At 44.2% G+C, this 23,741-nt stretch carries 20 protein-coding genes and 1 riboswitch; of the genes, 19 read left to right on the top strand and 1 reads right to left on the bottom strand.

Annotation, left to right across the window (positions count from 1 at the left end; all coding sequences use genetic code 11):
* From ACWNM1_RS05630 to ACWNM1_RS05615, 4 genes are all read left to right on the top strand, one after another.
* Positions 1–1,149: a putative bifunctional diguanylate cyclase/phosphodiesterase gene (locus tag ACWNM1_RS05630; protein WP_449600254.1), complete on the top strand. Its 1,149-nt coding sequence runs from the start codon at positions 1–3 to the stop codon at positions 1,147–1,149.
* Positions 1,150–1,261: 112 nt separating this feature from the next.
* Positions 1,262–2,161, top strand: a complete 900-nt coding sequence (locus ACWNM1_RS05625; RefSeq protein ID WP_449600253.1) for a 5'-3' exonuclease — start codon at positions 1,262–1,264, stop codon at positions 2,159–2,161.
* Between the two features lie 265 nt (positions 2,162–2,426).
* The gene (locus tag ACWNM1_RS05620; protein ID WP_340968289.1) at positions 2,427–3,308 is read left to right on the top strand and encodes an ROK family protein; all 882 of its coding nucleotides are present in this window, start codon (positions 2,427–2,429) and stop codon (positions 3,306–3,308) included.
* Positions 3,309–3,519: 211 nt separating this feature from the next.
* A complete protein-coding gene (locus tag ACWNM1_RS05615; protein WP_449600252.1) occupies positions 3,520–4,536 on the top strand; it encodes an HRDC domain-containing protein in 1,017 nt (338 codons plus the stop codon).
* An 82-nt stretch (positions 4,537–4,618) separates the two neighbouring features.
* Here the strand turns inward: ACWNM1_RS05615 and corA are convergent, their stop codons facing one another.
* A complete protein-coding gene (corA, locus tag ACWNM1_RS05610; protein WP_042125638.1) occupies positions 4,619–5,554 on the bottom strand; it encodes a magnesium/cobalt transporter CorA in 936 nt (311 codons plus the stop codon).
* Positions 5,555–5,952: 398 nt separating this feature from the next.
* A riboswitch (SAM riboswitch) is annotated at positions 5,953–6,083 on the top strand.
* A gap of 113 nt (positions 6,084–6,196) precedes the next feature.
* On the opposite strand from corA, the gene metA reads away from it, so the two are divergent.
* From metA to ACWNM1_RS05535, 15 genes are all read left to right on the top strand, one after another.
* Entirely contained in the window at positions 6,197–7,117 is a 921-nt protein-coding gene (metA, locus tag ACWNM1_RS05605) for a homoserine O-acetyltransferase MetA (protein WP_076284219.1), read from the top strand.
* A 36-nt stretch (positions 7,118–7,153) separates the two neighbouring features.
* The gene (locus ACWNM1_RS05600; RefSeq protein ID WP_076284218.1) at positions 7,154–8,326 is read left to right on the top strand and encodes an aminotransferase class I/II-fold pyridoxal phosphate-dependent enzyme; all 1,173 of its coding nucleotides are present in this window, start codon (positions 7,154–7,156) and stop codon (positions 8,324–8,326) included.
* Positions 8,327–8,593: 267 nt separating this feature from the next.
* On the top strand, positions 8,594–9,730 hold the full coding sequence (gene mqnC / locus ACWNM1_RS05595; protein ID WP_449600227.1) for a cyclic dehypoxanthinyl futalosine synthase: 1,137 nt from the start codon (positions 8,594–8,596) through the stop codon (positions 9,728–9,730).
* A gap of 206 nt (positions 9,731–9,936) precedes the next feature.
* Positions 9,937–10,779: an SPFH domain-containing protein gene (locus tag ACWNM1_RS05590; RefSeq protein ID WP_042186213.1), complete on the top strand. Its 843-nt coding sequence runs from the start codon at positions 9,937–9,939 to the stop codon at positions 10,777–10,779.
* An 11-nt stretch (positions 10,780–10,790) separates the two neighbouring features.
* Positions 10,791–10,958, top strand: coding sequence for a toxin-antitoxin system HicB family antitoxin (locus ACWNM1_RS05585; RefSeq protein ID WP_042186214.1), 168 nt, complete (start codon positions 10,791–10,793; stop codon positions 10,956–10,958).
* A gap of 498 nt (positions 10,959–11,456) precedes the next feature.
* Positions 11,457–13,394 (top strand): threonine--tRNA ligase, encoded by a 1,938-nt coding sequence (gene thrS, locus ACWNM1_RS05580; protein WP_076300071.1) that lies wholly within the window; start codon positions 11,457–11,459, stop codon positions 13,392–13,394.
* A 415-nt stretch (positions 13,395–13,809) separates the two neighbouring features.
* The gene (locus ACWNM1_RS05575; protein WP_449600251.1) at positions 13,810–14,376 is read left to right on the top strand and encodes a 3D domain-containing protein; all 567 of its coding nucleotides are present in this window, start codon (positions 13,810–13,812) and stop codon (positions 14,374–14,376) included.
* 176 nt (positions 14,377–14,552) lie between these two features.
* Positions 14,553–14,696: a hypothetical protein gene (locus ACWNM1_RS05570; protein WP_156113077.1), complete on the top strand. Its 144-nt coding sequence runs from the start codon at positions 14,553–14,555 to the stop codon at positions 14,694–14,696.
* 245 nt (positions 14,697–14,941) lie between these two features.
* Entirely contained in the window at positions 14,942–16,021 is a 1,080-nt protein-coding gene (gene liaF, locus ACWNM1_RS05565; protein ID WP_449600226.1) for a cell wall-active antibiotics response protein LiaF, read from the top strand.
* Complete coding sequence (locus ACWNM1_RS05560) at positions 16,022–17,098, top strand: HAMP domain-containing sensor histidine kinase (RefSeq protein WP_339246280.1); 1,077 nt, start codon at positions 16,022–16,024, stop codon at positions 17,096–17,098. It abuts the gene before it with no gap.
* A 3-nt stretch (positions 17,099–17,101) separates the two neighbouring features.
* Positions 17,102–17,755 carry a response regulator gene (locus tag ACWNM1_RS05555; RefSeq protein WP_042186223.1) on the top strand — a complete coding sequence of 218 codons (654 nt, stop codon included), beginning with the start codon at positions 17,102–17,104 and terminating at the stop codon, positions 17,753–17,755.
* Positions 17,756–18,623: 868 nt separating this feature from the next.
* On the top strand, positions 18,624–20,291 hold the full coding sequence (locus tag ACWNM1_RS05550) for a S1C family serine protease (protein ID WP_449600225.1): 1,668 nt from the start codon (positions 18,624–18,626) through the stop codon (positions 20,289–20,291).
* A 104-nt stretch (positions 20,292–20,395) separates the two neighbouring features.
* Entirely contained in the window at positions 20,396–21,085 is a 690-nt protein-coding gene (locus ACWNM1_RS05545; RefSeq protein ID WP_042125657.1) for a response regulator transcription factor, read from the top strand.
* Position 21,086: 1 nt separating this feature from the next.
* Positions 21,087–22,541, top strand: a complete 1,455-nt coding sequence (locus ACWNM1_RS05540) for a sensor histidine kinase (RefSeq protein WP_449600224.1) — start codon at positions 21,087–21,089, stop codon at positions 22,539–22,541.
* A 60-nt stretch (positions 22,542–22,601) separates the two neighbouring features.
* Positions 22,602–23,558, top strand: a complete 957-nt coding sequence (locus ACWNM1_RS05535; protein ID WP_449600223.1) for a 4-hydroxy-3-methylbut-2-enyl diphosphate reductase — start codon at positions 22,602–22,604, stop codon at positions 23,556–23,558.
* The last annotated feature ends 183 nt before the right edge of the window (positions 23,559–23,741 follow it).

Below are 23,741 nucleotides of genomic sequence, written 5' to 3'. Positions count from 1 at the left end.
ATGCTGAGAGTGATGTTGTCAGCTGGAATATTAATAGAACTTTATTTGGGTGCAACTATATGCAGGACCCGCTTATATGTCGAACGAACCCTTCCAACAGTTCCCGAAGAACCAGGTGATGGCTCGTGTAAGAATATTAAGTTATCTGGGTATATCGCTGAACGTACAAGGGCGCTGTACTGTCGAATGAACGCTAAACGGTGGCAGGCATTCCTTGTGCGCGGGAAGCACAGAATTCAGCAATTCGCGTTTAGAGCGTTTGGGCAGGACTGCTATGATCCCTCCGATCCAATGGTTCATGGATCAGGAGGACGTCTGCAGTTGCTTGAGAAGGACTTGCACAACGCACTGGCAAACGACGAATTCGTACTCGTCTATCAGCCCCAAATTGATGTACGGACGTGGCAAATAGTTGGAACTGAGGTTCTGCTGCGCTGGGATCATCCTGAATTCGGAAGGATTTCACCTGAAATTTTTATTCCTATGCTAGAGGAGTCGGGAATGATCTCTCCGGTTGGAGAATGGGTACTTCGCTCCGCCTGCGAGCAGATGAAAAATTGGGAAAAGCATTTAACTTCAGCTATCCGAATATCCGTAAATTTGTCTGTTAAGCAATTGCTGAAAGATGATATTCCGGGTATTCTATCCCGAATTTTACGGGAAACTGACTTGGATCCGCGAATGCTGGAACTAGAGATTACAGAGAGCATATTTCTTGAGCATACGGAGAGCATGATTTCAACATTACAGCAAATTAGAGAGACAGGTGTAAGCATCGCGATAGATGATTTTGGCACAGGGCAGTCTTCTTTAAGTTACTTTAAGTATTTCCCCATTCAGACACTCAAAATTGACCGGATTTTCATAGGCGAAATTGCAAGCAACCATTATGACCGGGCGATCGTATTTTCGTTGATTCTTTTAGCGCACAGTCTGCAAATGAAGGTCATTGCTGAAGGCGTTGAACATATGAGAGAGTTTGATATTCTATCAGGCTATCAATGCGATGAAGTACAGGGATTCCTCTTCAGCAGACCATTAACAGCGAGAGATTTTGAAGATCTGATGGCGTCAGAAGGAATCTATGTCTGTAATACGGATGGGCTGCGGCCAACTCCAACCCAGCATTCCAAAGATTGGAGCAGGTAGAAACCTCGTACACTCTTATAAGATTGCAGGTTTTCTGATAGAATACTCCTAGAAGCTAAATGCATTAACAAGGAGAGATTTATAAGTGAGAGCAGAAACAACGGGCCGTGTAATGCTTGTAGATGGAATGGCTCTGCTGTTCCGGGCCTTTTATGCGACCTCTTATGGAGGATATATTCGCAAGACAAAAGCTGGATTGCCGACGAATGCGGTGTATGGTTTTTTGCAGTATTTTTTCGATGCAGTAAGTACATTTGAGCCTTCTCACGTCGTATGCTGCTGGGATATGGGCAAAGGAACGTTCCGCACCGAGAAATACGATGGATACAAATCGAATCGGATTGAAGCCCCGTTAGAGCTGATTCCACAGTTCGATCTAGTAAAAGATGTAGTAGCTGAGCTTGGGGTGCCGAATATTGGACTTGCAGGCTATGAAGCGGATGATTGCATTGGTACGCTGGCTTCTTGTTACAGTGAAAACTCCGAGGTATATATTTTGACGGGTGACCATGATATGCTTCAGCTCATTGATGAGAATGTGAAGGTCGTCATTATGAAAAAGGGACGCTCTAACTATAAAGTGTATGACCTTGCAGAATTGCTGGAGGAAAAGGGTCTAACCCCTAGACAGGTGATTGACCTGAAAGGCTTTATGGGCGATACCAGTGATAATTATCCCGGCGTAAAAGGGATTGGTGAGAAGACTGCGCTGAAACTGCTGACCGAATACAGAACAGTTGAAGGTGTAATTGAGAATCTGCATCTGCTCCCTAAAGGTGTGCGTACCAAAATCGAAGCAGATCTGGATATGCTGCATTTATCGCGAGAGCTAGCGGAGATCCGTTGCGATGTACCAGTGGTCTGTGAGCTGACGGAAGCCTTGTGGCAACTACAGCGGGAAACAGCTGCGCGCAAATTTCAGGAGCTAGAGTTCGGCAGCTTGATGCATTTGATTGCTGAGGTGCAGGACGAACGGGGAATTGTACAGATTGAGTTAGGCGATTTGGGTTAAGATCAGACACCCTTCATGCAAAGATGCATGGAGGGTGTTTTGTTAAACTATAAGAACGTATAAGTTTCACACTATACATTATCCTTATCTTTCTCTCTTAAACGCCTTTTGCGTCCTTATAAGGACGCAAAAGGCGTTTATATTTGTTGTGATAGCGCTTCATTCGACGTATAATTAGGGCTGGTGATTGCTTTTTTTAATGCTATTATTCATTAGTGTATGGGTAGCGTTTCAACTTCTAACTAGAGAAAGGGAGATAATTGCTGTGAAGCTATTGGGAGCGATTGAAGCAGGTGGAACAAAGTTTGTATGTGGGATTGGTTATGAGGACGGTACCATTGTTGACCGAGTTAGCTTTCCGACAACAACACCGGAAGAAACAATGGGACTAGTAATAGACTATTTTAAAGAGAAGAATGTAGAAGCATTCGGAATCGGATCTTTTGGACCGATTGATCCCGTACTGGACAGCCCTACTTATGGTTACATAACAACGACACCAAAACCTCACTGGGGACAATATAATCTGGTAGGCACAATGGCTGAGCAATTTAACGTTCCGATCGGCTTTGACACGGATGTGAATGGTGCAGCGCTTGCGGAGAGTAAATGGGGAGCAGCTAAAGGTCTGGACAGCTGTCTTTATATTACGGTTGGGACAGGCATTGGAGCAGGAGCGGTTGTTGGCGGCCAGATGGTCCATGGATTGTCACATCCTGAGATGGGACATATTCTAGTTCGTAGACATCCAGAGGATACGTTTGAGGGTTACTGTCCTTATCATGGCGATTGTCTTGAAGGATTAGCCGCAGGTCCGGGGATCGGCAAACGCTGGGGACAACCGGCAGGAGAGCTACCAGTGGACCATCCGGCATGGGAAATGGAAGCTCACTATCTTGCACATGCACTCATGAACTATGTGCTGATTCTGTCTCCTCAAAAAATCGTAATGGGCGGTGGTGTTATGAAGCAAAGCCACCTGTTCCCGTTAATTCGCACTAAGCTGCAAGAGTTATTGAGCGGATATGTTCAGCATCCATCGCTTAATGTTGACATCGATAATTATGTTGTCTCACCAGGTCTTGGAGACAATGCAGGGCTTGCTGGAGCGATTGGATTGGCTACATTAGCTCTAGCTAGAAACTAGTATAAAAAGACATTGACTGTTCGGTAATATATGGTATTCTAGGATCTAACAGTATAGCATTTAATGAGGGAGCACCTCTTTCGCGTTTATCGTGAGAGAGGTGCTTTTTTGCGTTCGGGGTCTGATTGAGAAAGGATTTGTTCGCTCCGAAGGAGGCTCTTCCTTGAAGATTATTGTGCTTGCTGTAATGTTGAGAAAGGTAGGGATGAATATGCAAATTGTGTTTATGAACCGTTTATCCAGAATATCTGGAGTGGATCAAGAGGTGTACGCCCAGCTGTGGATTGGAGAGGAAGAGGGGATCTGGAGTTTGGGCTGGCGTGATTTTTCAGGTGAGGAGAATTACATTGAGAATTTGTGGTATGAAGGTGGTTCATGGAATGAGATGCTCTGTGTATACAGGCATGAGCTAGCAGTGAAGATGGGAGATGGCTATCGACCCTTAATCGATGGGATATTCCACGAGGAGGATAGTCTTACTGGACGTAATCAGGAGCAGCTGAAGCTTCAATATTACAGCGAACATTATGGGAATGAAGCCATTTATGAAGAGTTATGTGCTTGGCGCCGTGGTAAGGCTTCAAGTGAACGGAAGGCGCCCTATATTCTTGCCAGCAATCGTCTGTTGCGCTTGTTAAGTACATTTCTACCGCATACGCCAGAGGAACTGATGCAAATTCCGGGTGTGGGAGAAGGCAAGATAGCGCAGTTTGGGGCTGATTGGCTGGCGATAACTACTGCGGTGGCAAGGGAACATGCCTTCCCTCTAAATTGGGTGAATGAAATAATTGAAGAGGAGTCTTTCGTATCTTGGCTTTATAAACAGAAAGAAGTCAAATATAAGAAGCAGCTAGAACGACTGCGCTTGCGGAGGATTTTACTACAGGGGATCGAGAATGGGCTAGGGTTGGAACAGCTTAAAGTGAATAGTGGAGTGAACCGGCGTGAACTGATTGAAGCGGTAGAGGAGCTAGAAAGAGAAGGTTATTCTGTCGAGAAGCTGATCCATGTAGAGCTTGGCAATATGCCGCAGAATGAGCAGGATGCGATATGGAATGCCTATGTGGAGCTCGGGGATCTTTTCCTAAAACCGGTATTACATAAGGTGTATGGTGACGATTTTTCCGCTGCTGAAGGATTGGATATTTATTATGAGCGTCTGAGATTGATACGCATCCGTTTCCGTCGAGAGCAGACGAGTAAAGTGGGCATGGCGACCAGCTTTTAAATTTGCGCATACCAAAAAGACGAAGGCTTCCTTATACCTTACGGTTACAGGGCCTTCGTCTTGCTTATTCGTCCGATTCGTTTCATAGCCATTCCTTCTTGCGGAAAACATACAGCATCCCACAGCCTAAGGTCAGCATGACGCCTATAACGCCATAATAGCCGTATTTCGTATGAAGCTCGGGCATATGGTCAAAGTTCATACCGTAGATTCCGGTAATTACGGTCAGGGGCATGAATATGGTTGTGATCGCAGTAAACACTCTCATAATCTCATTCGCTCGGTTGGCGATACTGGATTGGTATGCCTCTCGTAAGTTGCCCATGAGATCGCGATACGTCTCAAAGGTTTCAGATATTTTAACCGCATTTTCATAAATGTCGCTAAAATATTTCTGCAGCTGATCATCAATCAGACGGAGGTCTTTTTTATTTAGGGTATTGATCACTTCTTTTTGTGGCCCCAGCATTTTCTTCAACCATAGAATTTCACTTCGCAGACCGATAATCTCACTGAGATGTGACTTTTTGGTATGCATGAGGATATCTTCTTCCAACTTCTCAATCCGAGCTTCAATTCGGTCGCCGACGGAGAAATAGTTATCAACGACAAGGTCAATTAGCAAGTAAAGGAACATATCCGGTTCACTTACTTCTTGCTCCCAGAGCATAGGCTTCAGGATTCGTAGTTCATTGATCTTTTGTTTCGTGACAGTGATGATGTAATGTCTTCCAAGGAATACATTGAGTGCCCGTAGGAAAATTTCTTCATCGTCAAAGCGAATGCTATTTACAACTATAAAGTAGTGACTTTCGTATATTTCGATCTTTGGACGCTGATCCTCTTCGCTAAGGCAATCCTCAACAGCAAGATCATGTAGGTTGAACAAGGGCTGAAGCAGCTCCAAATCCTCAACATCGGCGTCAATCCAATAGAACCCTTCCGTTGGGGGTGTTAGTGTTTCATCAATTTCATCAATAGGTGTAAAAACCCCTGCATTTACCAGCCGGATTTTCATCTGATTTCACTCCTCCTATCCCCAGGTCTTCACTAGGGACTGCTAAATTAAGCACAGAGAAAAAAATCAGCTTGGCCGGCGGTACAATCAATACATAGGGCCAAATGACGTTTCGAGGGCATGAAGAAGAACTGCTCCCGCCGCCGGCAAGCTGATGATTATCCTGTGTGGTTGCTCATTTTGTACACATATTTGCGAGCTCGGGTCGCCTTCCATCCTTCTTCTCACCTCTTCTTTTCGTTCAGGTATGAAATACTTGTCTAGTATAACAACGGAGTATGCCTCTTTCAAGCAAATTTATTGTGATTTTGAGGCTTCTTCAGCATTGTATGGACTTGACGAAAAGGAGGTTCATGATTTAAAGTGAATTTTAAAGTAATTTAATTGAATACAGCTAAATCTTATCAAGAGCAGGTGGAGGGACTAGCCCTATGAAACCCGGCAACCGGCGTGTAAACGCACGGTGCTAATTCTTGCGGAATTTCTGCAGACGTCTAATCGTTTTCAGGAACATTCTGGCAGATGAGAGAGGCGCATATGACTGTAGATATGACCTTTCTCGATTTCCGAGGAAGGTCTTTTTATGTTCAGCAAGCCGCAGTGCGGCAAAATAACTAAATTCAGCTAAGGAGTGGAAAGACAATGCCAATTAAAATTCCCGACAGTTTACCGGCGAAAGAAGTACTATCCGGAGAAAATATTTTTGTGATGGACGAAAGTCAGGCTTTCCATCAGGATATCCGTCCACTACGGATTGCTATTCTGAACCTCATGCCGACTAAAGAGACGACAGAGACTCAATTGCTGCGTTTAATTGGAAATTCGCCACTACAAGTTGATGTTACTTTATTGCATCCGCGTTCCCATATTTCCAAGAATACTTCTGCTGAACATTTGAAGAGCTTTTACAAAACCTTTGACGAGATCAGCCACCGCCGTTTGGATGGTTTAATCGTTACAGGTGCTCCTGTAGAACAAATGGAGTTCGAGGAAGTATCGTATTGGGAAGAACTGAAAGAGATTTTTGAATGGAGTAAGGACAATGTGACTTCAACCATGCATATTTGTTGGGCGGCACAGGCAGGCTTATATCATCATTTTGGTGTTCGTAAAGTGGCATTGCCTGAGAAATGCTTTGGCGTCTTCGCTCATACGATTAATCAAAATAACATTAAACTGTTGCGCGGCTTTGACGAGGTATTCCATGTACCACACTCTCGTCATACCGATGTCTCCCGTGAAGATATTGAGAATAACCCAGATCTGCAGATTCTGGCGGAATCCGAAGAAGCTGGTATGTATCTAGTGGCTACAAACGACGGTAAACAAATATTTGTGACCGGACATTCCGAATATGATCCCCTATCCTTGAAATGGGAATATGACCGTGATGTGTCTAGAGGGATGGAGATGGCTTTGCCGAAACATTACTTCCCTAAAGATGATCCAGAACGTACACCTCCAGCAGTGTGGCGTGCGCATGCCAATTTATTATTCTCTAACTGGCTCAATTACTATGTATATCAAGAAACGCCTTATGATATCGACCCGATTGTTTATTAATAATAGCAATACAATATAAATTAGGAGGCATTAATCATGGATGACAAACTTAGGATTGAAAGTAGACTGGCTCAAATAGGTTCTCAAGAAGATCCTGCCACAGGAGCAATTAATTTTCCGATTTATAATGCAACGGCATTTCGTCATCCAAAACTCGGTCAGAGCACAGGGTTTGATTATAGCCGCACCAAGAGTCCGACCCGTTCAGTGCTTGAGAATGCAGCTGCGGAACTGGAATCTGGAGATGCAGGATTTGCTTGTAGCTCAGGGATGGCAGCGATACAAACGGTGCTTACCTTGTTCGCTCAAGGCGATCATCTGATCGTTTCGCTGGATCTTTACGGCGGTACCTATCGTTTGTTGGAACGGATTATGTCCAAGTTTGGAATCACTGCTTCTTATGTAGACACGAATGATTTGGATGCACTGGAAGCTTCGCGTCGTCCAAATACGAAAGCTGTATTTATTGAAACGCCAACGAACCCACTTATGATGATCACGGATATTGAAGCCGTGTGCACTTGGGCACGTCACCATGGGTTACTTAGCATTGTAGATAATACGCTGCTGACTCCATTCTTCCAACGGCCTATAGAATTAGGTGCGGATATTGTAGTTCATAGCGCTACTAAGTATTTGGGTGGTCATAATGATGTACTGGCAGGCCTGATTGTATCCAAGGGTGTAGAATTATCAGCTGAACTAGCTATTCTACATAACTCTATTGGCGCCGTGCTCGGACCAACAGACAGTTATCAGTTGATGAGAGGCTTGAAGACATTGGCGCTGCGTATGGAGCGTCACGAAAGCAATGCACTAGCGATCGCTCACTACTTATTAGAGCATCCAGCGATTGCGGAAGTGTTCCATCCAGGATTGCCTGATCATCCAGGACATGAAATCCAGAATCGCCAATCTTCAGGCAATACAGGTATTTTTTCTTTCAAATTAAAAGATGCCAGATACGTAGAGCCGCTTCTTCGTCATATTCGTCTTATTGCATTCGCAGAAAGCTTGGGCGGCGTAGAGTCACTTATGACTTATCCGGCTGTACAAACACATGCTGATATTCCTGTGGAGATTCGAAATGCTGTGGGTGTAGATGATCGTTTGCTGCGCTTCTCCGTCGGTATTGAACATGCAGAGGATTTGATTGCTGATCTTGGCCAAGCACTAGAAGCCGCTAGGGCAGAAATTGAGTCCAAGTAACAGGAAGAAATGTTCAATCGAGTGGTAGTGGAGAAATAGAGTATAACTAGCAGTATCGCTTAGTGCGATGCTGCTTTTCTTCTGGATAGGAATTTGCGAAGAATGTAAAAGCATTTTTCAAGCTGTGCAGATTGTGATACGATGAGGAAATGAACTGTTCAATTGTATGAGAAAGGGTTGTCACCTTGAAAAAGAGACAACGTTTTTTCTTCCTGTAATTTTGTGATTCTACCATACCCCTAAGGGTTTAGAAGGAGGATGCGAACGATGAGTGCGATAGATCTTATTTTGGACAAAGCCCTACGGGGTGAACGTCTCCAAATGGAAGATACCATCCGACTGTTCGAGAGCAACGAAATTGAGAAGATGGGTGCAGCTGCAAACACCATAATGGAACGCTGGCATCCAGACCCGATGGCCACGTTTGTAATTGGTCGTAATATTAACTATACGAATGTATGTGATGTCTACTGCCGTTTCTGTGCATTTTATCGCAGACCGGGCTCTGATGAGGGTTATGTATTGCCGGATGAGACGATTTACCAAAAAATCGCTGAGACTATCGCTGTAAATGGTACAGAAATACTGATGCAAGGCGGTACGAACCCAAATCTTCCTTTCAGCTATTATACTGATATCCTTCGCGGAATTAAGCAACGTTTTCCTGAGATTACAATGCATTCCTTCTCTCCTGCTGAGATTATGAAGATGAAAGAAGTATCTGGATTATCGCTCGACGAAGTTGTGCGTGAAATCCATGCTGCTGGCCTGGATTCACTACCAGGTGGGGGAGCGGAAATTCTCGATGATCGCACACGCCGCAAGATCAGCCGACTTAAAGGCTCATGGCGCGAGTGGATGGACGTAATGCAGACAGCCCATAAGATCGGTATGAATACGACAGCTACGATGGTCATTGGACTTGGTGAAAGTATGGAAGAACGGGCATTACACTTACTTCGTGTGCGTGAGGCTCAGGACGAGTGTATTGCCAACAAATACGATTCAGAGGGTTTCTTGGCCTTTATCTCTTGGACCTTCCAGCCGGACAATACTAACCTGAAGCTGGATAGACAAACGCCTGAAGAATATCTGAAGACGGTAGCCATTAGTCGCCTTGTTCTAGACAACATTAAGAACTTCCAGTCCTCTTGGGTAACAATGGGACCAGAGGTCGGCAAGCTTTCCCTTCAATATGGCTGCAACGATTTCGGCAGTACGATGATTGAAGAAAATGTAGTATCTTCTGCGGGTGCGACCTACAAGGTCAATATCGAATCGATTACTCAGCTGATCCGTGAAGCAGGCAAAATCCCGGCACAGCGAAATACACGCTACGATATTCTGCGCGTGTTCGATGATGCTAATGCGAAGATTGATAATGATTTCATCATGCAGAACTAATATATAAATTAAATCAACGCTTGTTGCTCGTTAATCCGTTTAGTGGATGATTGAGCAGCAAGCGTTTTTTTGTAGGGTTAAGATTTCGAAGGTTTATTTTACCTGTGAACATAAATTCATTATTTTATTACATTTTTGTATACACATTATTATCCAAAAGTGATATCATAATCATATCAAAAGAATATCTTATGGGGGTGCTTTTTATGAAGGAGAAGACGCTTCGTCCTGTCAGCGGATTTTGGGTTATCGCATTAATTGCAGTTTGTTTGGCTGGTGGAATCTATGGTGCTGTTCAGGAGTATATTGCAGTACCGGTCATTCTGTTCGTTGTATCAGCAATACTATGTACGAGTATTACGGTTGTACAACCTAATAAGTCGGTTGTAGTTACCTTTTTCGGCAAATATGTAGGGACTATTGCAACGAGTGGACTGTTCGCAGTTATTCCGTTCAGCGTACGTAAGACGGTTTCCCTACGCGTTCGTAACTTTAATAGTGTGAAGCTCAAGGTCAATGATGTTGAAGGTAATCCGATTGAAATTGCTGCAGTTATCGTCTTTAAGGTGATTAACTCCGCTAAAGCCCTCTTTGATGTAGATAAATACATGGCTTTTGTAGAGATTCAGAGTGAAACGGCGCTGCGTCATGTAGCCAGCAAATACCCTTATGATAACTTCAATGAATCTGGGATGTCCCTGCGTGCTAATGCAGATGAAATTGCTAAAGAGTTAGCGACTGAGCTTCAAGAGCGTTTGTCCTTATCTGGTGTAGAAGTCATTGAAGCCCGGCTTACACATTTGGCTTATTCAACAGAAATCGCCAGCACCATGTTGCAGCGGCAGCAAGCTTCTGCCATTCTGTCTGCTCGTCAAATCATTGTTGAAGGTGCAGTTGGCATGGTCGATATGGCGATTAAACAGCTTAAAGAGAGCGGTGTAGTGGAGCTTGACGAAGAACGTAAAGCTGCCATGATTAATAATCTGATGGTGGCGATCGTGTCGGAGCGCGGAGCGAGTCCGGTCATTAACGCCGGCTCGTTGTATTAAGGCGGTGCATCATGGCGGCCAAGAAAAGCTTTCCATTGCGGATCGATCCGGATCTGCATGAGGCGTTGGAACGTTGGGCGGGAGAGGAATTTCGCAGTGTAAACGGACATATCGAATACTTGCTGCGTGAGTCTTTGAAACGTGCAGGCCGCTTACCTGGGAAACGCCGAGAAGAGTAACCTGTTAAGGACAGTTCTAGCGCTATTTCCAGGCTGCAGAACTGTCCGTGTAGGTGACTGTTTCCGCGGTTTACAAAATTTTGCCCCCTCTACAGACTTGACTGTCAGAGAGGACAGATTTATAATTACTCCATAATTCACGTTAACAGCTTTGACAAAGATATGAATGGATTGTTCTGGACCGTATCAGAGAGAGGGAACATAGGCTGTAATTTCCTCCGGTATCCTACTATCGATTTACCCCTTTGTAGCTGCGGTTATGAATTCCCTGAAATGGGATAGTAAGAACCGCCGGTTCATGGTCGTTATTCCATGCTTACGAAGGATTCTGACTCGACTCTGCTTTAAGAGCAGATTGAGAGAATCGAATTTGGGTGGAACCACGGGTGCAATCGCTCGTCCCTTTGCGGGACGGGCGTTTTTTGTATGCGTGGATATTTCCGTTTCGAAAAAATTAAAATTATTGTTTGGCTTAAGGAAATGAAGGAGGAAATTAAAATGGTAAGTATTAAACTTCCGGACGGCTCCGTTCGGGAATACGCAGAAGGTAGTAATATTGATGATGTAGCGGCTTCTATTAGTAGTGGACTTCGCAAGAATGCGGTGGCAGGGAAATTGAATGGTATTGTCGTGGATCTGTCCACTCCGCTAGAGGAAGGCGCATTGATAGAAATCGTAACTTTGGATTCACCTGAAGGCTTGGAAGTTATGCGTCACAGTACTGCCCACTTGATGGCGCAAGCTGTAAGACGTTTATATGGAACAAAGGAAGTTAAGCTTGGTGTAGGTCCTGTTATCGAAGATGGCTTCTACTATGATATGGATTTGGAACATCCGCTTAATCCTGAGGATCTGCTAAAGATTGAAAAGGAAATGGATCGCATTATCTCTGAGAACCTTCCAATCGTACGTAAGGAAGTTAGCCGTAAGGAAGCGCTCCAAATATTCGGTGAGCTAGGCGATCCTTACAAACTTGAACTAATTGAAGCATTGCCTGAAGATAGTGTGATTTCGATCTATGAACAAGGCGAATTCTTCGACTTGTGCCGTGGACCACACTTACCGTCGACTTCTAAGATTAAAGTCTTTAAATTGATGAATGTAGCTGGTGCTTACTGGCGCGGCGATAGCAAGAATAAAATGCTTCAACGCGTATACGGTACGGCTTGGATTAAAAAAGCGCAGCTCGATGAGCATCTTCGTCTGCTTGAAGAAGCGAAGAAACGCGACCACCGTAAGCTGGGTAAAGAGCTTGAAATCTTCACATTTAATCAATTGGTAGGTCAAGGCTTGCCGATCTGGCTGCCAAAGGGTGCTAAACTGCGCAGTATTCTAGAACGTTACATTGTGGATCTGGAAGCAAGTTTAGGATATCAGCATGTATATACTCCGGTGCTTGGTAATGTTGAACTATATAAAACTTCCGGACACTGGGAGCACTATCAAGAGGATATGTTCCCTAAAATGACTATTGACAATGAAGAATTTGTTCTCCGCCCAATGAACTGCCCGCATCACATGATGATTTATAAGAGCTCCATGCACAGTTATCGTGATCTGCCGATCCGTATTGCTGAGCTGGGTATCCAACACCGTTATGAAATGTCAGGAGCATTGACTGGTTTGCACCGTGTGCGTTCGATGACTCTTAATGACTCCCATATTTTCTGCCGTCTGGATCAAATTAAAGGCGAGTTCATTCGTGTAATCGAGTTGATTAAACAGGTATACAGTGACTTTGGTATTAATGATTACCGTTTCCGGTTGTCTTATCGTGATCCTAAGGATACTGAGAAATATTACGCTAATGACGAAATGTGGGAAACTGCACAGCGTATGCTGCGTGAAGTTGTAGAAGAAGCTGGTCTGCCATTCTACGAAGCAGAAGGCGAAGCTGCCTTCTACGGTCCGAAGCTGGATGTGCAGATCAAGACTGTACTAGGCAAAGAAGAAACTCTCTCCACTGTACAGATCGACTTCTTGCTACCTGAACGTTTTGAATTGGAATATATCGGTGACGATGGTCAGAAACACCGTCCAGTCGTTCTACACCGCGGTATTTTAGGTACTATGGAGCGCTTTGTTGCTTTCTTGTTAGAGAACTTTGCAGGATCACTGCCGCTATGGTTGTCTCCACAGCAGGTTAAAGTTATTCCTGTTTCGACTGCCTTCGACGATTATGCTAAGGAAGTTACAGACAAGCTGCGTCGCCGTGGTATCTCTGCAGAGGCAGATTTGCGTAATGAGAAACTTGGCTATAAGATCCGTGAAGCTCAGCTGGAGAAGCTACCATACATGTTCGTAGTTGGCGAGAATGAGATGAATGCCGAGACAGTTTCCATCCGTAAGCGTGGAGAAGGCGATATGGGAGCTAAGCCACTTCAAGAAGTGATCGAGCTGCTGGCTCAGGAAATTGCTGACCGTGTAATCTCCTAATTACTTGAAATAATCAACACCAAAAGTACGTCTAATAACGACCTCTGTCATATGCCCGTAAGGATCGAAAATTGATCTTTATGTATAAAATTTTGTGAATCGGGAAACCTTCGCTAATAAGGGGGAGGTTTATCACATGAACAAAATGGGCATATTTCAGAGGTTTTGGTGTCTTTTCGTCACAATAGTCCTACTGTTGACTGCTGCAGGTATCATTCCTGAATCCAAGCATCAAGCAGTTGTGGCGAATGGGACAGGAGACACATTACAGCACACAGATATTAGCAAAACGCTTTCGAACGAATTGCAACATACTCAGGCTAACTCAGGTTCAATGAGAACCAAAGATCAACAAGCTATTCTCACCACTGGCCGTGCTACCTTGTTATCAAACGAGCCATATTCCAGCGTACCGATCGTTCCTGCGACAACAAAAAATAAACCAGCAGCTACAAAGTCACCACAGAGCACTAAAGCTCCAACTACCAAAGGGAGTGGGGGTACAGGTTCTTCAAAATTGCCGAATTCGGTTCCTGTAGCTGCGCCAGCTCCTGACCAGATTATTACTTCAATGAAAGTGATGGCGACGGGTTATACTGCGGGTTATGAATCAACAGGTAAAACATCTAAACATCCCGAATACGGAATCACCTATTCAGGTGTTAAAGTACGTAGAGATAAGAACACAGTCTCGACTATTGCTGCTGACCCTAAGGTAATCCCGTTAGGGAGTATACTTTATATACCTGGTTATGGATATGGCATCGTCGCTGATACAGGATCTGCCATTAAAGGGCGGAAGATTGATTTGTATTTTGCTACTACGAAACAGGTGTATAGGGAATGGGGCAAAAAATCAGTTGTAGTCCAGCTCATTAAGCGAGGAAACGGTACATGTACAGAAGTGATGCTGAAGAAGCTTACTCAGGCGATTGAGACTTACAATGCTGTACCGCAATCCCTGCTGGAAGAATCCATTTAAGATATAGCGGTTATACTTCAATGAATTTGGTGGATTGAACTTAATTTCACTTGGTCATGCATAATAGTGACATCACCTTGCCATAATACGGACTGGGGCAGAGCAATAGCCTCATCCGAGATGTTCTCTTAGTAAGCATTATCAATGCTGCATAAGGGATAAGGGAGGTGAATTCCGTGGCTAATAATAAAAAATCTAAAGTTCAAGAAAACTACAAAACACCGAATGAAAAATACAATGCTGAGTTTGCTGTTGAGAATGACGGCGCAACTAAGCAAAGTGGAAATACTTCTAAGCCAGCTCAGAAACCGCAACAATAATGTGCTTCTGAAGCAGAAGACTGCTGAATAAAGAGACTGTCCCAATCAGTTTATAACTGAGGGACGGTCTTTTTTTCATTTTTCATATATAATGAAGTAAATGGAATATTACCCCATTCGTCTCGGTCTAGAGACTGAGTGGAAGTTCCTTCTCTCGCCGCTGTTTATGAGCGCTTCCTTCCTGTAGACTAAGGCTATAAGATTGAAGAAGAGAGCGTTCCACTAATTTAAAGGGGAAATGGAATATGAAAAGAAGGTTCACAAGTCAGATTTTTGGCGGCTTGATCCTGATAGGGATTGGAGCCATGTTTCTACTTAGACAGTTGGGTTACACCGATTTCAGCTTAGGTTATTTAATCTCAAATTATTGGCCTGTTATCTTGATCCTCATGGGGATGAAGCGACTCCTGGGTACGGGAGACGAACATCAAAAAGGTGGATCTTCACCTATCGGCGGTTTTTTCTTTCTGGCGATTGGAGTGTTCTTCCTCGGACGAAATTTGGACTGGTTCGATATCTCAGCCGGGGATTTTTTCAAAATGTTCATTCCAATCATGCTTATTGGTGGCGGTCTTTATGTGATTTTTAAACCACGAGGTTCAGTACCACCAGTGCCACCTGCGCCACCATCACCACCTGATTACTTTCCTCCAGGAAAAAGCTCGCTAGATGTGGAGCCGCCAAAACCGCTGGATTCCACGCTAGATGAACAATTCGAGCAGAAATTCGGCAAATCTTCTGGTGGGAGAGACTGGAATATTAATCTGCAAAAAGATGAAGAAGAGGATGAGGATGGAACTGGAGCTTTTAAATCCACCGCTGAATCACGTTGGCAGGAGAAACAGGAGCGTCATGAGCGCAGACGTCAGGAACGTCACGAGCGGCATGCTAGAAGACATGGGGAATGGCATGAGGAGTTCCATAAGACAGAGAGTAACAACAAGGAGTCAACCAATCGCTCTGCTTTTATCGGGGATGTTCACATGGGTCGCGAGCATTTTCAACTGAAGAACACAAATGTCTCGCAGTTTATAGGTGATACTGTACTGGATCTGACGAACGCGCAAATTGCTTATGGAGAGACGAGGATTAATATTTCCGCTTTTATAGGCGACATCAAGGTGTACATTCCGAATGATATGGATCTTGGGATCTCAGTGAACAGCAGTTCTTTTATCGGCGATATGGAAGTTCTGGATCAGTCTCGGAGTGGATTTATGAGCAGTGTTCAATGCAAGACGCCTTATTATAAAGAAGCGGGCAAAAAAGTCCGCATTAACGTAAGTGCTTTTATAGGTGACATTAAAGTTAAAACGGTGGGTTAGATGGGAACAATCTTTAGTAATACCAAATGGTTGTTGTTGTTTTACTTTTTGCTCACTGGAGCCGTAAGCGCCGGGTTGATGTATGCAGGCACTTGCCTTGGGTATATCGAAGTAATGGATTATCGCATGTGGCTGTACTTATGTCTTGGGATCGTGTTGTTCACTGTTGTAATCGGCTATATGGCAGGTCAACGCATTCAGCGGCGGATTGATCATCTGGATCTAAACATGCTGCAGGTGGCAAAAGGGAATCTGTCCGTTCGTATGCCAGAGAGTGATGACCAGTCTTTTGCGAGAGTGTACCATGAATTTAATGTCATGATGGATACGGTTGAGAACAAGATGCAGCTTCTGCAGCGATTGGGTGAACAAGAGGTTATTGAGAAGGAACAGGCAGCGGAGAGTGCGGTGTTGGAGGAAAGAAGACGTATGGCCCGGGATTTGCATGATACGGTGAGCCAACAGCTTTTTGCCATCCATATGTCGGCTTCTTCGCTGCCTAAAGTGCTGAAGGTTAATGAAGCTCAAGGTCAATTGGTAATGGATCAGTTAATTGCAATGTCACAGATGGCACAAAAGCAGATGAGAGCACTTATTGCACAGTTGCGACCGGTGGAGCTGGAAGGCAGGAATCTTTTCGAAGCACTGGAAAAATGGTTTCCTGATTATTGCCGCCAGAACGGCTTAAAAGGAATGAAGGAGCTTGAGCTGCAAGGAGAATTATCTGAGGCTATTGAACATCAGCTATTCTTGATTATCCAGGAGGCTATGGCGAATATTGTGAAGCATGCTGAAGCTAGACTGGTCAGTTTATCGCTGCGTGAAGGGTCAAGACAGGTTGTGCTGAGTATTAGCGACGACGGTCAAGGTTTTGAACATATACAGCAAAAACAGGGATCATATGGTCTTACCACCATGCGCGAACGTGCGGAGAAACTGGGTGGACAAGTGGAGATTATCAGCCGAAAAGGTGCGGGAACGACCATACGCGTACATATCCCTAAGTTTGTGCAAGGGAACTCTGAGTTAGAGGGAAAAAGAGCATTAGGAACAGATACAGAGGACGAGGAGGAATAGAGCATGAGCGTCATAAGAGTGTTGCTCGTGGATGATCATGATATGGTGCGGATGGGTCTTAAAACATATCTGATGCTGGAGCCGACGTTTGAGGTTATAGGAGAAGCAGCAAATGGACAGGAAGCGCTGGAGATGCTGCGTGCTGGTGGACATGAAGGCTTACCCGATCTCGTGCTAATGGATCTGATGATGCCTGTGATGAATGGTGTGGAGACTACTCGTGCAGTGCTATCGGAATTTCCTGGTCTCAAAATAGTTATCTTGACCAGCTTCTTAGAGGATGACCTCGTCGTGGACGCTATAGAAGCTGGAGCAGTCAGCTATGTGCTCAAAACCGTATCGGCAGAGGAACTGATCTACGCACTGCAAGGCGCATTTCGCGGTATGCCAGTTATGACAGGTGATGTATCGCAAGCGCTGACACGTGGCATTCGCCAGCGTACCGTGCAAGGTGATTCCTCCGGCTTGACGGAGCGTGAGAAGGAGGTCCTACTGCTCATTGCTGAGGGCAAGACCAATAAGGATATCGGCGAGGAACTACATATCAGCATCAAGACAGTGAAGACGCATGTCAGTAACCTGCTGATGAAATGCGAGCTGGATGATCGAACCCAGTTGGCTATTTATGCTCATCGGAAGGGTTGGGCCCAGGGGTAGAGGTTTGTTGTTTGTGAAGATTTGCGGTAGGTTATTAGTACAATGCGATTCTGTATGATGCAATACGCTAGGTGAGAGCGGTGTTTAAAGGGATGTTATAGGGAAAAACCCCCTTTAAACTTGATTTTTACGCTTGTTTACAGGATTATAGGGAAATCCTCCGTATAAATCCCTTGTTTTGCTCATAAACAGCTATATTGCTCAGAATTATAGGGAGCTTTTCCCTCTAACTCTTGATTTTTCGTTATATTCGGCTAATTATAGGGAGCAATTCCCTATAATTAGGTTGGTTGACTTCTCAAGCTTCACTGTCCATAAGTTAATTGCGGAATAAGCTAGTTTGTCCAGATTTTATTAGTTTGTAGCTTGCAATTTGTAGTCTGTAGTTTGCAGGTTGTTGTTTATGGATCATGTTTTTATTTTTTCTCTTTTGTTTTTTATCTTTTATCTTTTATGTTTTTCTTCTATCTTCTATCTTCTATGTTCTATGTTGTATGTTGTATGTTGTATGTTGTATGTTCAGAAGTTCGGGCCGCGTTGTTTTCCGCGCCCGAGCTTCTTTTTTTACTTCCCTGCCTAGGGATTGGGTATCAGAGCGAAAAGTTTACGTCCGCCTTTGAAATCATGTTCCACCTGCAGGGTAAATTCATAGGAACATGATTACAAGAGCGGTGTGCCTTCTGAAACCCAGTCCCACCGAACAGCGTGTGCGTCCTGAGATTCAATCCCGTCTATCCGTCTATTCGCCTATATCTTTTATCTCCGCTTAAATTGTTTTTAATGTGACCTTAAGGTTTAAAGTACAAAATAAGAAACAAGAAAACAAATTAATCCTTGTCAGGCGACAGGATGCAGGAGGTAAATAAACATGGACGATAACAAAAACAACTTTAATCGAGACAATGGACCAGCACCAGATCGGGATTGGGACAATAATAACCATAATAGCAATAATAATCAGTCATCCGAATCCGGATCATCATACTACTATTCTTATGGACCATTTAAATCATTGAACAAAGATGAAAGTAACGTAGACGGAAGTGCTCAGCATTACAACCGGATGGAGCCGGAGCGGGTTGAGATTACACCTCCACAACCTGTAAAACAACTTCCATATAACAGTTCATATCGCAGTACAGGCTTTGATGGTAATGGCGGTGGACGAGGTGGAAACGGCGGAGGTGGTTCTGAAGGTGGCGGTGGCTGGCAGTTTAATAAAAAGCCAAAAAGCTCAGTGAAAACAATATTTGTTTCCTTCTTAGCAGGTATGGTCGTTCTCTCAGGTTCTATGTTCATGGCAGATCGAGGCAACTGGTTCACAGGGGATGCAACAACCATTGCAAGCTCAGGATCGAATGGAACGGCGAAGACGACGAATGAGAGTGCTAGTACTACACCTAATACTACTACTACATCATTGGTGAAAGGATCTCGTGATGTGACTGGCGTAGTTGATTCGGTTGGACCAGCAGTCGTCAAGATTGAGACGCTAGTGAAATCCGGTTCACGTAATGGAAGTTCATCCAGTCCGAATTTGAGTGATCCGTTCTCACAATTTTTCTTCGGGGATCAATACAGTGGAAATGGTTCTTCACAAAATGAACAGGATTCCAAATCAGGATCGAATTCTTCATCACAGCTTATCCCTTATGGAATTGGAACAGGCTTCATTTATGAGAAATCCGGCTATATTTTGACCAATCAGCACGTAATTGACAATGCCGATGTAATCCAAGTCACTGTGGATGGCGTAACCAAGCCTTATGAAGCTAAGCTGTTAGGCTCCAGCAAAGATCTGGATTTGGCTGTGCTTAAAATTGAAGGAGATAGTGATTTCCCTACCGTAGCACTTGGAGATTCGGATAGCATAAAGGTAGGTTCAGAAGTGGTTGCTATCGGTAACCCGCAAGGCTTCGACCATACTGTAACTTCCGGTGTGCTTAGTGCAAAAGGACGCAGTATTGATATTAACGAAGAAGATGGTAGTGGAACACGCAACTACAAGAACTTGCTGCAAACTGACGCTTCTATCAACCCAGGTAACTCTGGTGGTCCGCTCCTCAATATGAATGGACAGGTAATTGGTATGAACGTAGCCGTTAGCACGGATTCCCAAGGGATTGGTTTTGCTATCGCTGTGAATACGATTAAAGAAGTCGTAGATAAACTGGAAGCGAACCAAGCGATTCCAAAAGAACCCGTTCCATTCATTGGTGCAACGCTTATGACGATTACGGATGAAGTTGCTAAGCAAATGGGTACAGATATTAAAGAAGGATCTGTAGTTGCAGATATTATCTTTAAATCGCCAGCGTATGCCGCTGACTTGCGCCCTTACGATATCATTACAGGTGCAAATGGAACGAAATATGCAACAAACCAAGATCTGATCGCTTTCATTCAAACGTTAAAAGTGGGAGACAAAGTAACGCTGAATGTGGTGCGTGATGGTAAAAAGCTGGATCTTTCCGTTACAATCGGCAACAAGAATGATTTTGATACAACGACTACTGGGCAAAGTCAGCAACGATAACACCGGACGGTGAATCACGCGGAAGGGGTAACCCTTCCGTTTTTTGTCTAATCATGGTGTGACTGCTACAATAATAAATAAACAGAAACAATGGGGGCTGCTTGATGCGACCGAATATTCTAATCATTGATGATGATGAAAAAATTATTTCCATGCTTCGCCGAGGACTAGCTTTTGAAGGTTACGATGTAAAGACTGCGGTGAATGGAGCGGATGGTTTACGAGCAATCCTAAGCAGCGATCCGGACGTGGTGATTTTGGATGTTATGATGCCTCAGGTGGATGGATTTGAAGTCTGTCGTCGTTTGCGTGAAGGGGGCAGTAATGTGCCTGTTCTAATGCTTACGGCCAAGGATGAAATTGAGCATCGTGTGAAAGGGCTTGATCTGGGTGCGGACGATTATCTAGTTAAACCATTTGCGCTGGAAGAATTACTTGCACGTGTACGAGCGTTACTACGACGTAAGAGTGAGCAAAGTGGCGGCAGTGAGCAAGCGGTTACTTACGAGGATATTACCTTGGATGTGGATTCACGTGAAGTGACACGCGCCGGCAAGAGACTGGAGCTGACAGCGAAGGAATTTGAGCTGCTGCATCTCTTTATGCAGAATCCGAAACGGGTGCTTTCGCGTGATCTGATCATGGATAAAATATGGGGTTATGATTATAGCGGTGAATCAAATGTACTTGAGGTATACATAGCTATGCTACGTCAAAAGACGGAGGAGCATGGCGGTAAACGCCTCATTCAAACGATCCGGGGTGCCGGTTACATTCTAAGAGGTGACAACTAACATGTCTATAAGATTGCGGCTGACTGCTTGGTATTCAGGGATTTTGGCCGTTATGCTGCTGGCCTTATCAGCCGCAATTTACGGTTTTGTCTATTTTAATACGTATGGGGACTTGAAGGATCGACTAAGAGTACAAGCTGAGCAGACGAAACCCTTGTTTAGTATTGATCGCTACAATGGTGAGTTGAAGCTTGGAGGAGTCAGACGTCCTGAAAATTCTAATATGTATACACAGATTTATACTTATGGTAGCAAAAGCTTATCACAGTCGACAAATATGATTAATTTTGGGCTACAGTTTGATTATCCTGCCCAAGATAAAGTTGTACAGGGATATCGTAATGTTGTTGTAGATGGTAATCAGTTTTTGATCTATGAAATGCCTATTTCTTTAGAAATAGAGAATTTTAATAATAATCCAGTTGCTGTATTGCAAGTCGCTGCCTATGTGGGTGAGCAGAATAAGCTCTTGGAGCGTTTGAAGAATATATTGCTTGTCGGTTCTTTTGCTACCTTGATCGCGGCATTTACCTTTGGTTTATTCCTGGCCCGTAAAGCGATGAGTCCCATTGGAAAAGTGATTGAAGCTGCAAATGGGATTCAGACGGGGACTGACCTAAGCTCCCGTATTGAATATGATGGACCTCCAGACGAAATAGGTCGCCTCATTGAGACTGTCAATAACATGCTTGGGCGTATGGAAGGATTCTATACAGAGCTTGAGGATTCTTATGCCGCGCAGCGTCGGTTCGTTTCCGATGCATCACATGAACTGCGGACGCCTCTAACGACCATTCGTGGGAATATCGATCTGCTGCAAAAAGTATGGGAGATGGAGCCGGGCGAAGGGAAGATGAGCGAGGCTGAAATTCGCCAGCTCTCGATGGAATCGGTGAAGGATATTGCGGACGAGTCTAAGCGAATGAGCCGACTTGTAGCAGATATGCTCTCTCTTGCGCGTGCTGATACAGGGCGAACCTTCGAGATAGAGCCGGTGGCACTGGAACCAATGATGACTGAGATCGCGCGTAGGGCATCCTTCCTGCCTCGTCAAGCGGAGTGGGTTACAGGGGATATGTCCGTCTTAAATGGAAAATATGTTGTGGGTAATAAAGATTATTTACAACAAATGTTATTTATTTTTATTGATAATGCTTTTAAGTACACGCCTTCTGGCGGGGTAAGTTTAGATACGATTTTCTATCAGAATCAGGTTGGTATTCGGATCACCGATACGGGGATTGGTATGGACAAAGATGAGGTTCCATATATTTTCGACCGATTCTATCGTGCAGATGAATCACGTGGAATTACGGAAGGGATTGGGCTTGGTTTATCTATTGCTAAGTGGATTATTGACGAGCATGGTGGGTCTGTGGAAGTTGTTACACGTCAAGGCGAAGGAACTACTTTTGTGATCTGGTTGCCGCTTCTCTTTGCTCCGCCGCTGGAATAGGGTATAATTTAAAGTGTGTCCTATTACAGAAGTCAACGAAAGCAGAAAGTTGGTGAAGTCATGGAAGTCATTAAAATTTCTCCCCGGGGATATTGCTACGGAGTAGTCGATGCTATGGTAATGGCACGGCAGGCTGCGCAAAATCTCGATCTTCCCCGGCCGATTTATATACTGGGCATGATTGTTCATAATAGTCATGTTACGAATTCGTTTGAGGACGATGGCATTATTACCTTGGACGGTCATAACCGTCTGGATATTCTCGATAAAGTAGACAGTGGAACCGTTATATTCACTGCTCACGGAGTTTCACCTGAGGTACGCAAGATGGCTAGGGATAAAGGATTGACTACGGTCGATGCTACCTGTCCAGATGTGACAAAGACGCATGATCTCATTCAGGAGAAAGTCGATGATGGTTATGAGGTTATTTATATCGGTAAGAAAGGCCATCCGGAACCGGAAGGTGCTGTCGGCATTGCGCCAGAGCATGTGCATCTAATTGAAAAAGAAGATGAGATTACAACTCTATCCATTCCTTCTTCACGGATTGTAATTACGAATCAGACCACCATGAGCCAGTGGGACATTAAAAATATTATGAAAAAGCTACTAGAGACCTTCCCAGGTGCTGAAGTGCATAATGAGATATGTATGGCTACTCAGGTGCGTCAAGAGGCTGTTGCGGAACAGGCGGGTCAATGCGATCTAGTGATTGTCGTTGGCGATCCACGAAGCAACAACTCTAATCGTCTGGCACAGGTGTCGGAAGAGATCGCAGGTGTTCCTGCTCATCGGATTTCTGATATCTCTGAACTAAACACCGACTGGCTGAAGGGTGTAAATATTGTGGGGGTTACCTCTGGCGCGTCTACACCTACACCAATTACCAAAGAAGTTATTAATTATTTGGAGCAGTACGATTCCGAGAATCCCGAGACATGGGAGATCAAACGTACAGTGAATATGGCGAAATTACTTCCTCCGGTTAAGAATAAGAGCACAAGCACTACTTAATGCGCTGTAAGCGAACTTATATATTTGTGTTAGGACAAAAGTGCGTAACCTCGTATATCGAGGTTACGCACTTTTCTATTTAGAAAAAGCGGTTTCATCTTATAAATCAGGAAATAGGATTGACGGTAAAGGATTTTTAGAGTAAAATCGCTTTATCGGTTAAAAGCATAAAAGCTTAAAAGC

It is taken from the genome of Paenibacillus sp. Marseille-Q9583 (assembly GCF_976954365.1).
Note: the sequence above shows the minus strand (reverse complement) of the source record. Positions and strands in the feature narration are given on the sequence as shown.

Coding starts and splice junctions, on each gene's coding strand:
- ACWNM1_RS05630 (WP_449600254.1), top strand. CDS start 1: ATGCTGAGAGTGATGTTGTCAGCTGGAATATTAATAGAACTTTATTTG.
- ACWNM1_RS05625 (WP_449600253.1), top strand. CDS start 1,262: ATGCTTGTAGATGGAATGGCTCTGCTGTTCCGGGCCTTTTATGCGACC.
- ACWNM1_RS05615 (WP_449600252.1), top strand. CDS start 3,520: ATGCAAATTGTGTTTATGAACCGTTTATCCAGAATATCTGGAGTGGAT.
- corA (WP_042125638.1), bottom strand. CDS start 5,554: ATGAAAATCCGGCTGGTAAATGCAGGGGTTTTTACACCTATTGATGAA.
- metA (WP_076284219.1), top strand. CDS start 6,197: ATGCCAATTAAAATTCCCGACAGTTTACCGGCGAAAGAAGTACTATCC.
- ACWNM1_RS05600 (WP_076284218.1), top strand. CDS start 7,154: ATGGATGACAAACTTAGGATTGAAAGTAGACTGGCTCAAATAGGTTCT.
- mqnC (WP_449600227.1), top strand. CDS start 8,594: ATGAGTGCGATAGATCTTATTTTGGACAAAGCCCTACGGGGTGAACGT.
- ACWNM1_RS05590 (WP_042186213.1), top strand. CDS start 9,937: ATGAAGGAGAAGACGCTTCGTCCTGTCAGCGGATTTTGGGTTATCGCA.
- ACWNM1_RS05585 (WP_042186214.1), top strand. CDS start 10,791: ATGGCGGCCAAGAAAAGCTTTCCATTGCGGATCGATCCGGATCTGCAT.
- thrS (WP_076300071.1), top strand. CDS start 11,457: ATGGTAAGTATTAAACTTCCGGACGGCTCCGTTCGGGAATACGCAGAA.
- liaF (WP_449600226.1), top strand. CDS start 14,942: ATGAAAAGAAGGTTCACAAGTCAGATTTTTGGCGGCTTGATCCTGATA.
- ACWNM1_RS05560 (WP_339246280.1), top strand. CDS start 16,022: ATGGGAACAATCTTTAGTAATACCAAATGGTTGTTGTTGTTTTACTTT.
- ACWNM1_RS05555 (WP_042186223.1), top strand. CDS start 17,102: ATGAGCGTCATAAGAGTGTTGCTCGTGGATGATCATGATATGGTGCGG.
- ACWNM1_RS05550 (WP_449600225.1), top strand. CDS start 18,624: ATGGACGATAACAAAAACAACTTTAATCGAGACAATGGACCAGCACCA.
- ACWNM1_RS05545 (WP_042125657.1), top strand. CDS start 20,396: ATGCGACCGAATATTCTAATCATTGATGATGATGAAAAAATTATTTCC.
- ACWNM1_RS05540 (WP_449600224.1), top strand. CDS start 21,087: ATGTCTATAAGATTGCGGCTGACTGCTTGGTATTCAGGGATTTTGGCC.
- ACWNM1_RS05535 (WP_449600223.1), top strand. CDS start 22,602: ATGGAAGTCATTAAAATTTCTCCCCGGGGATATTGCTACGGAGTAGTC.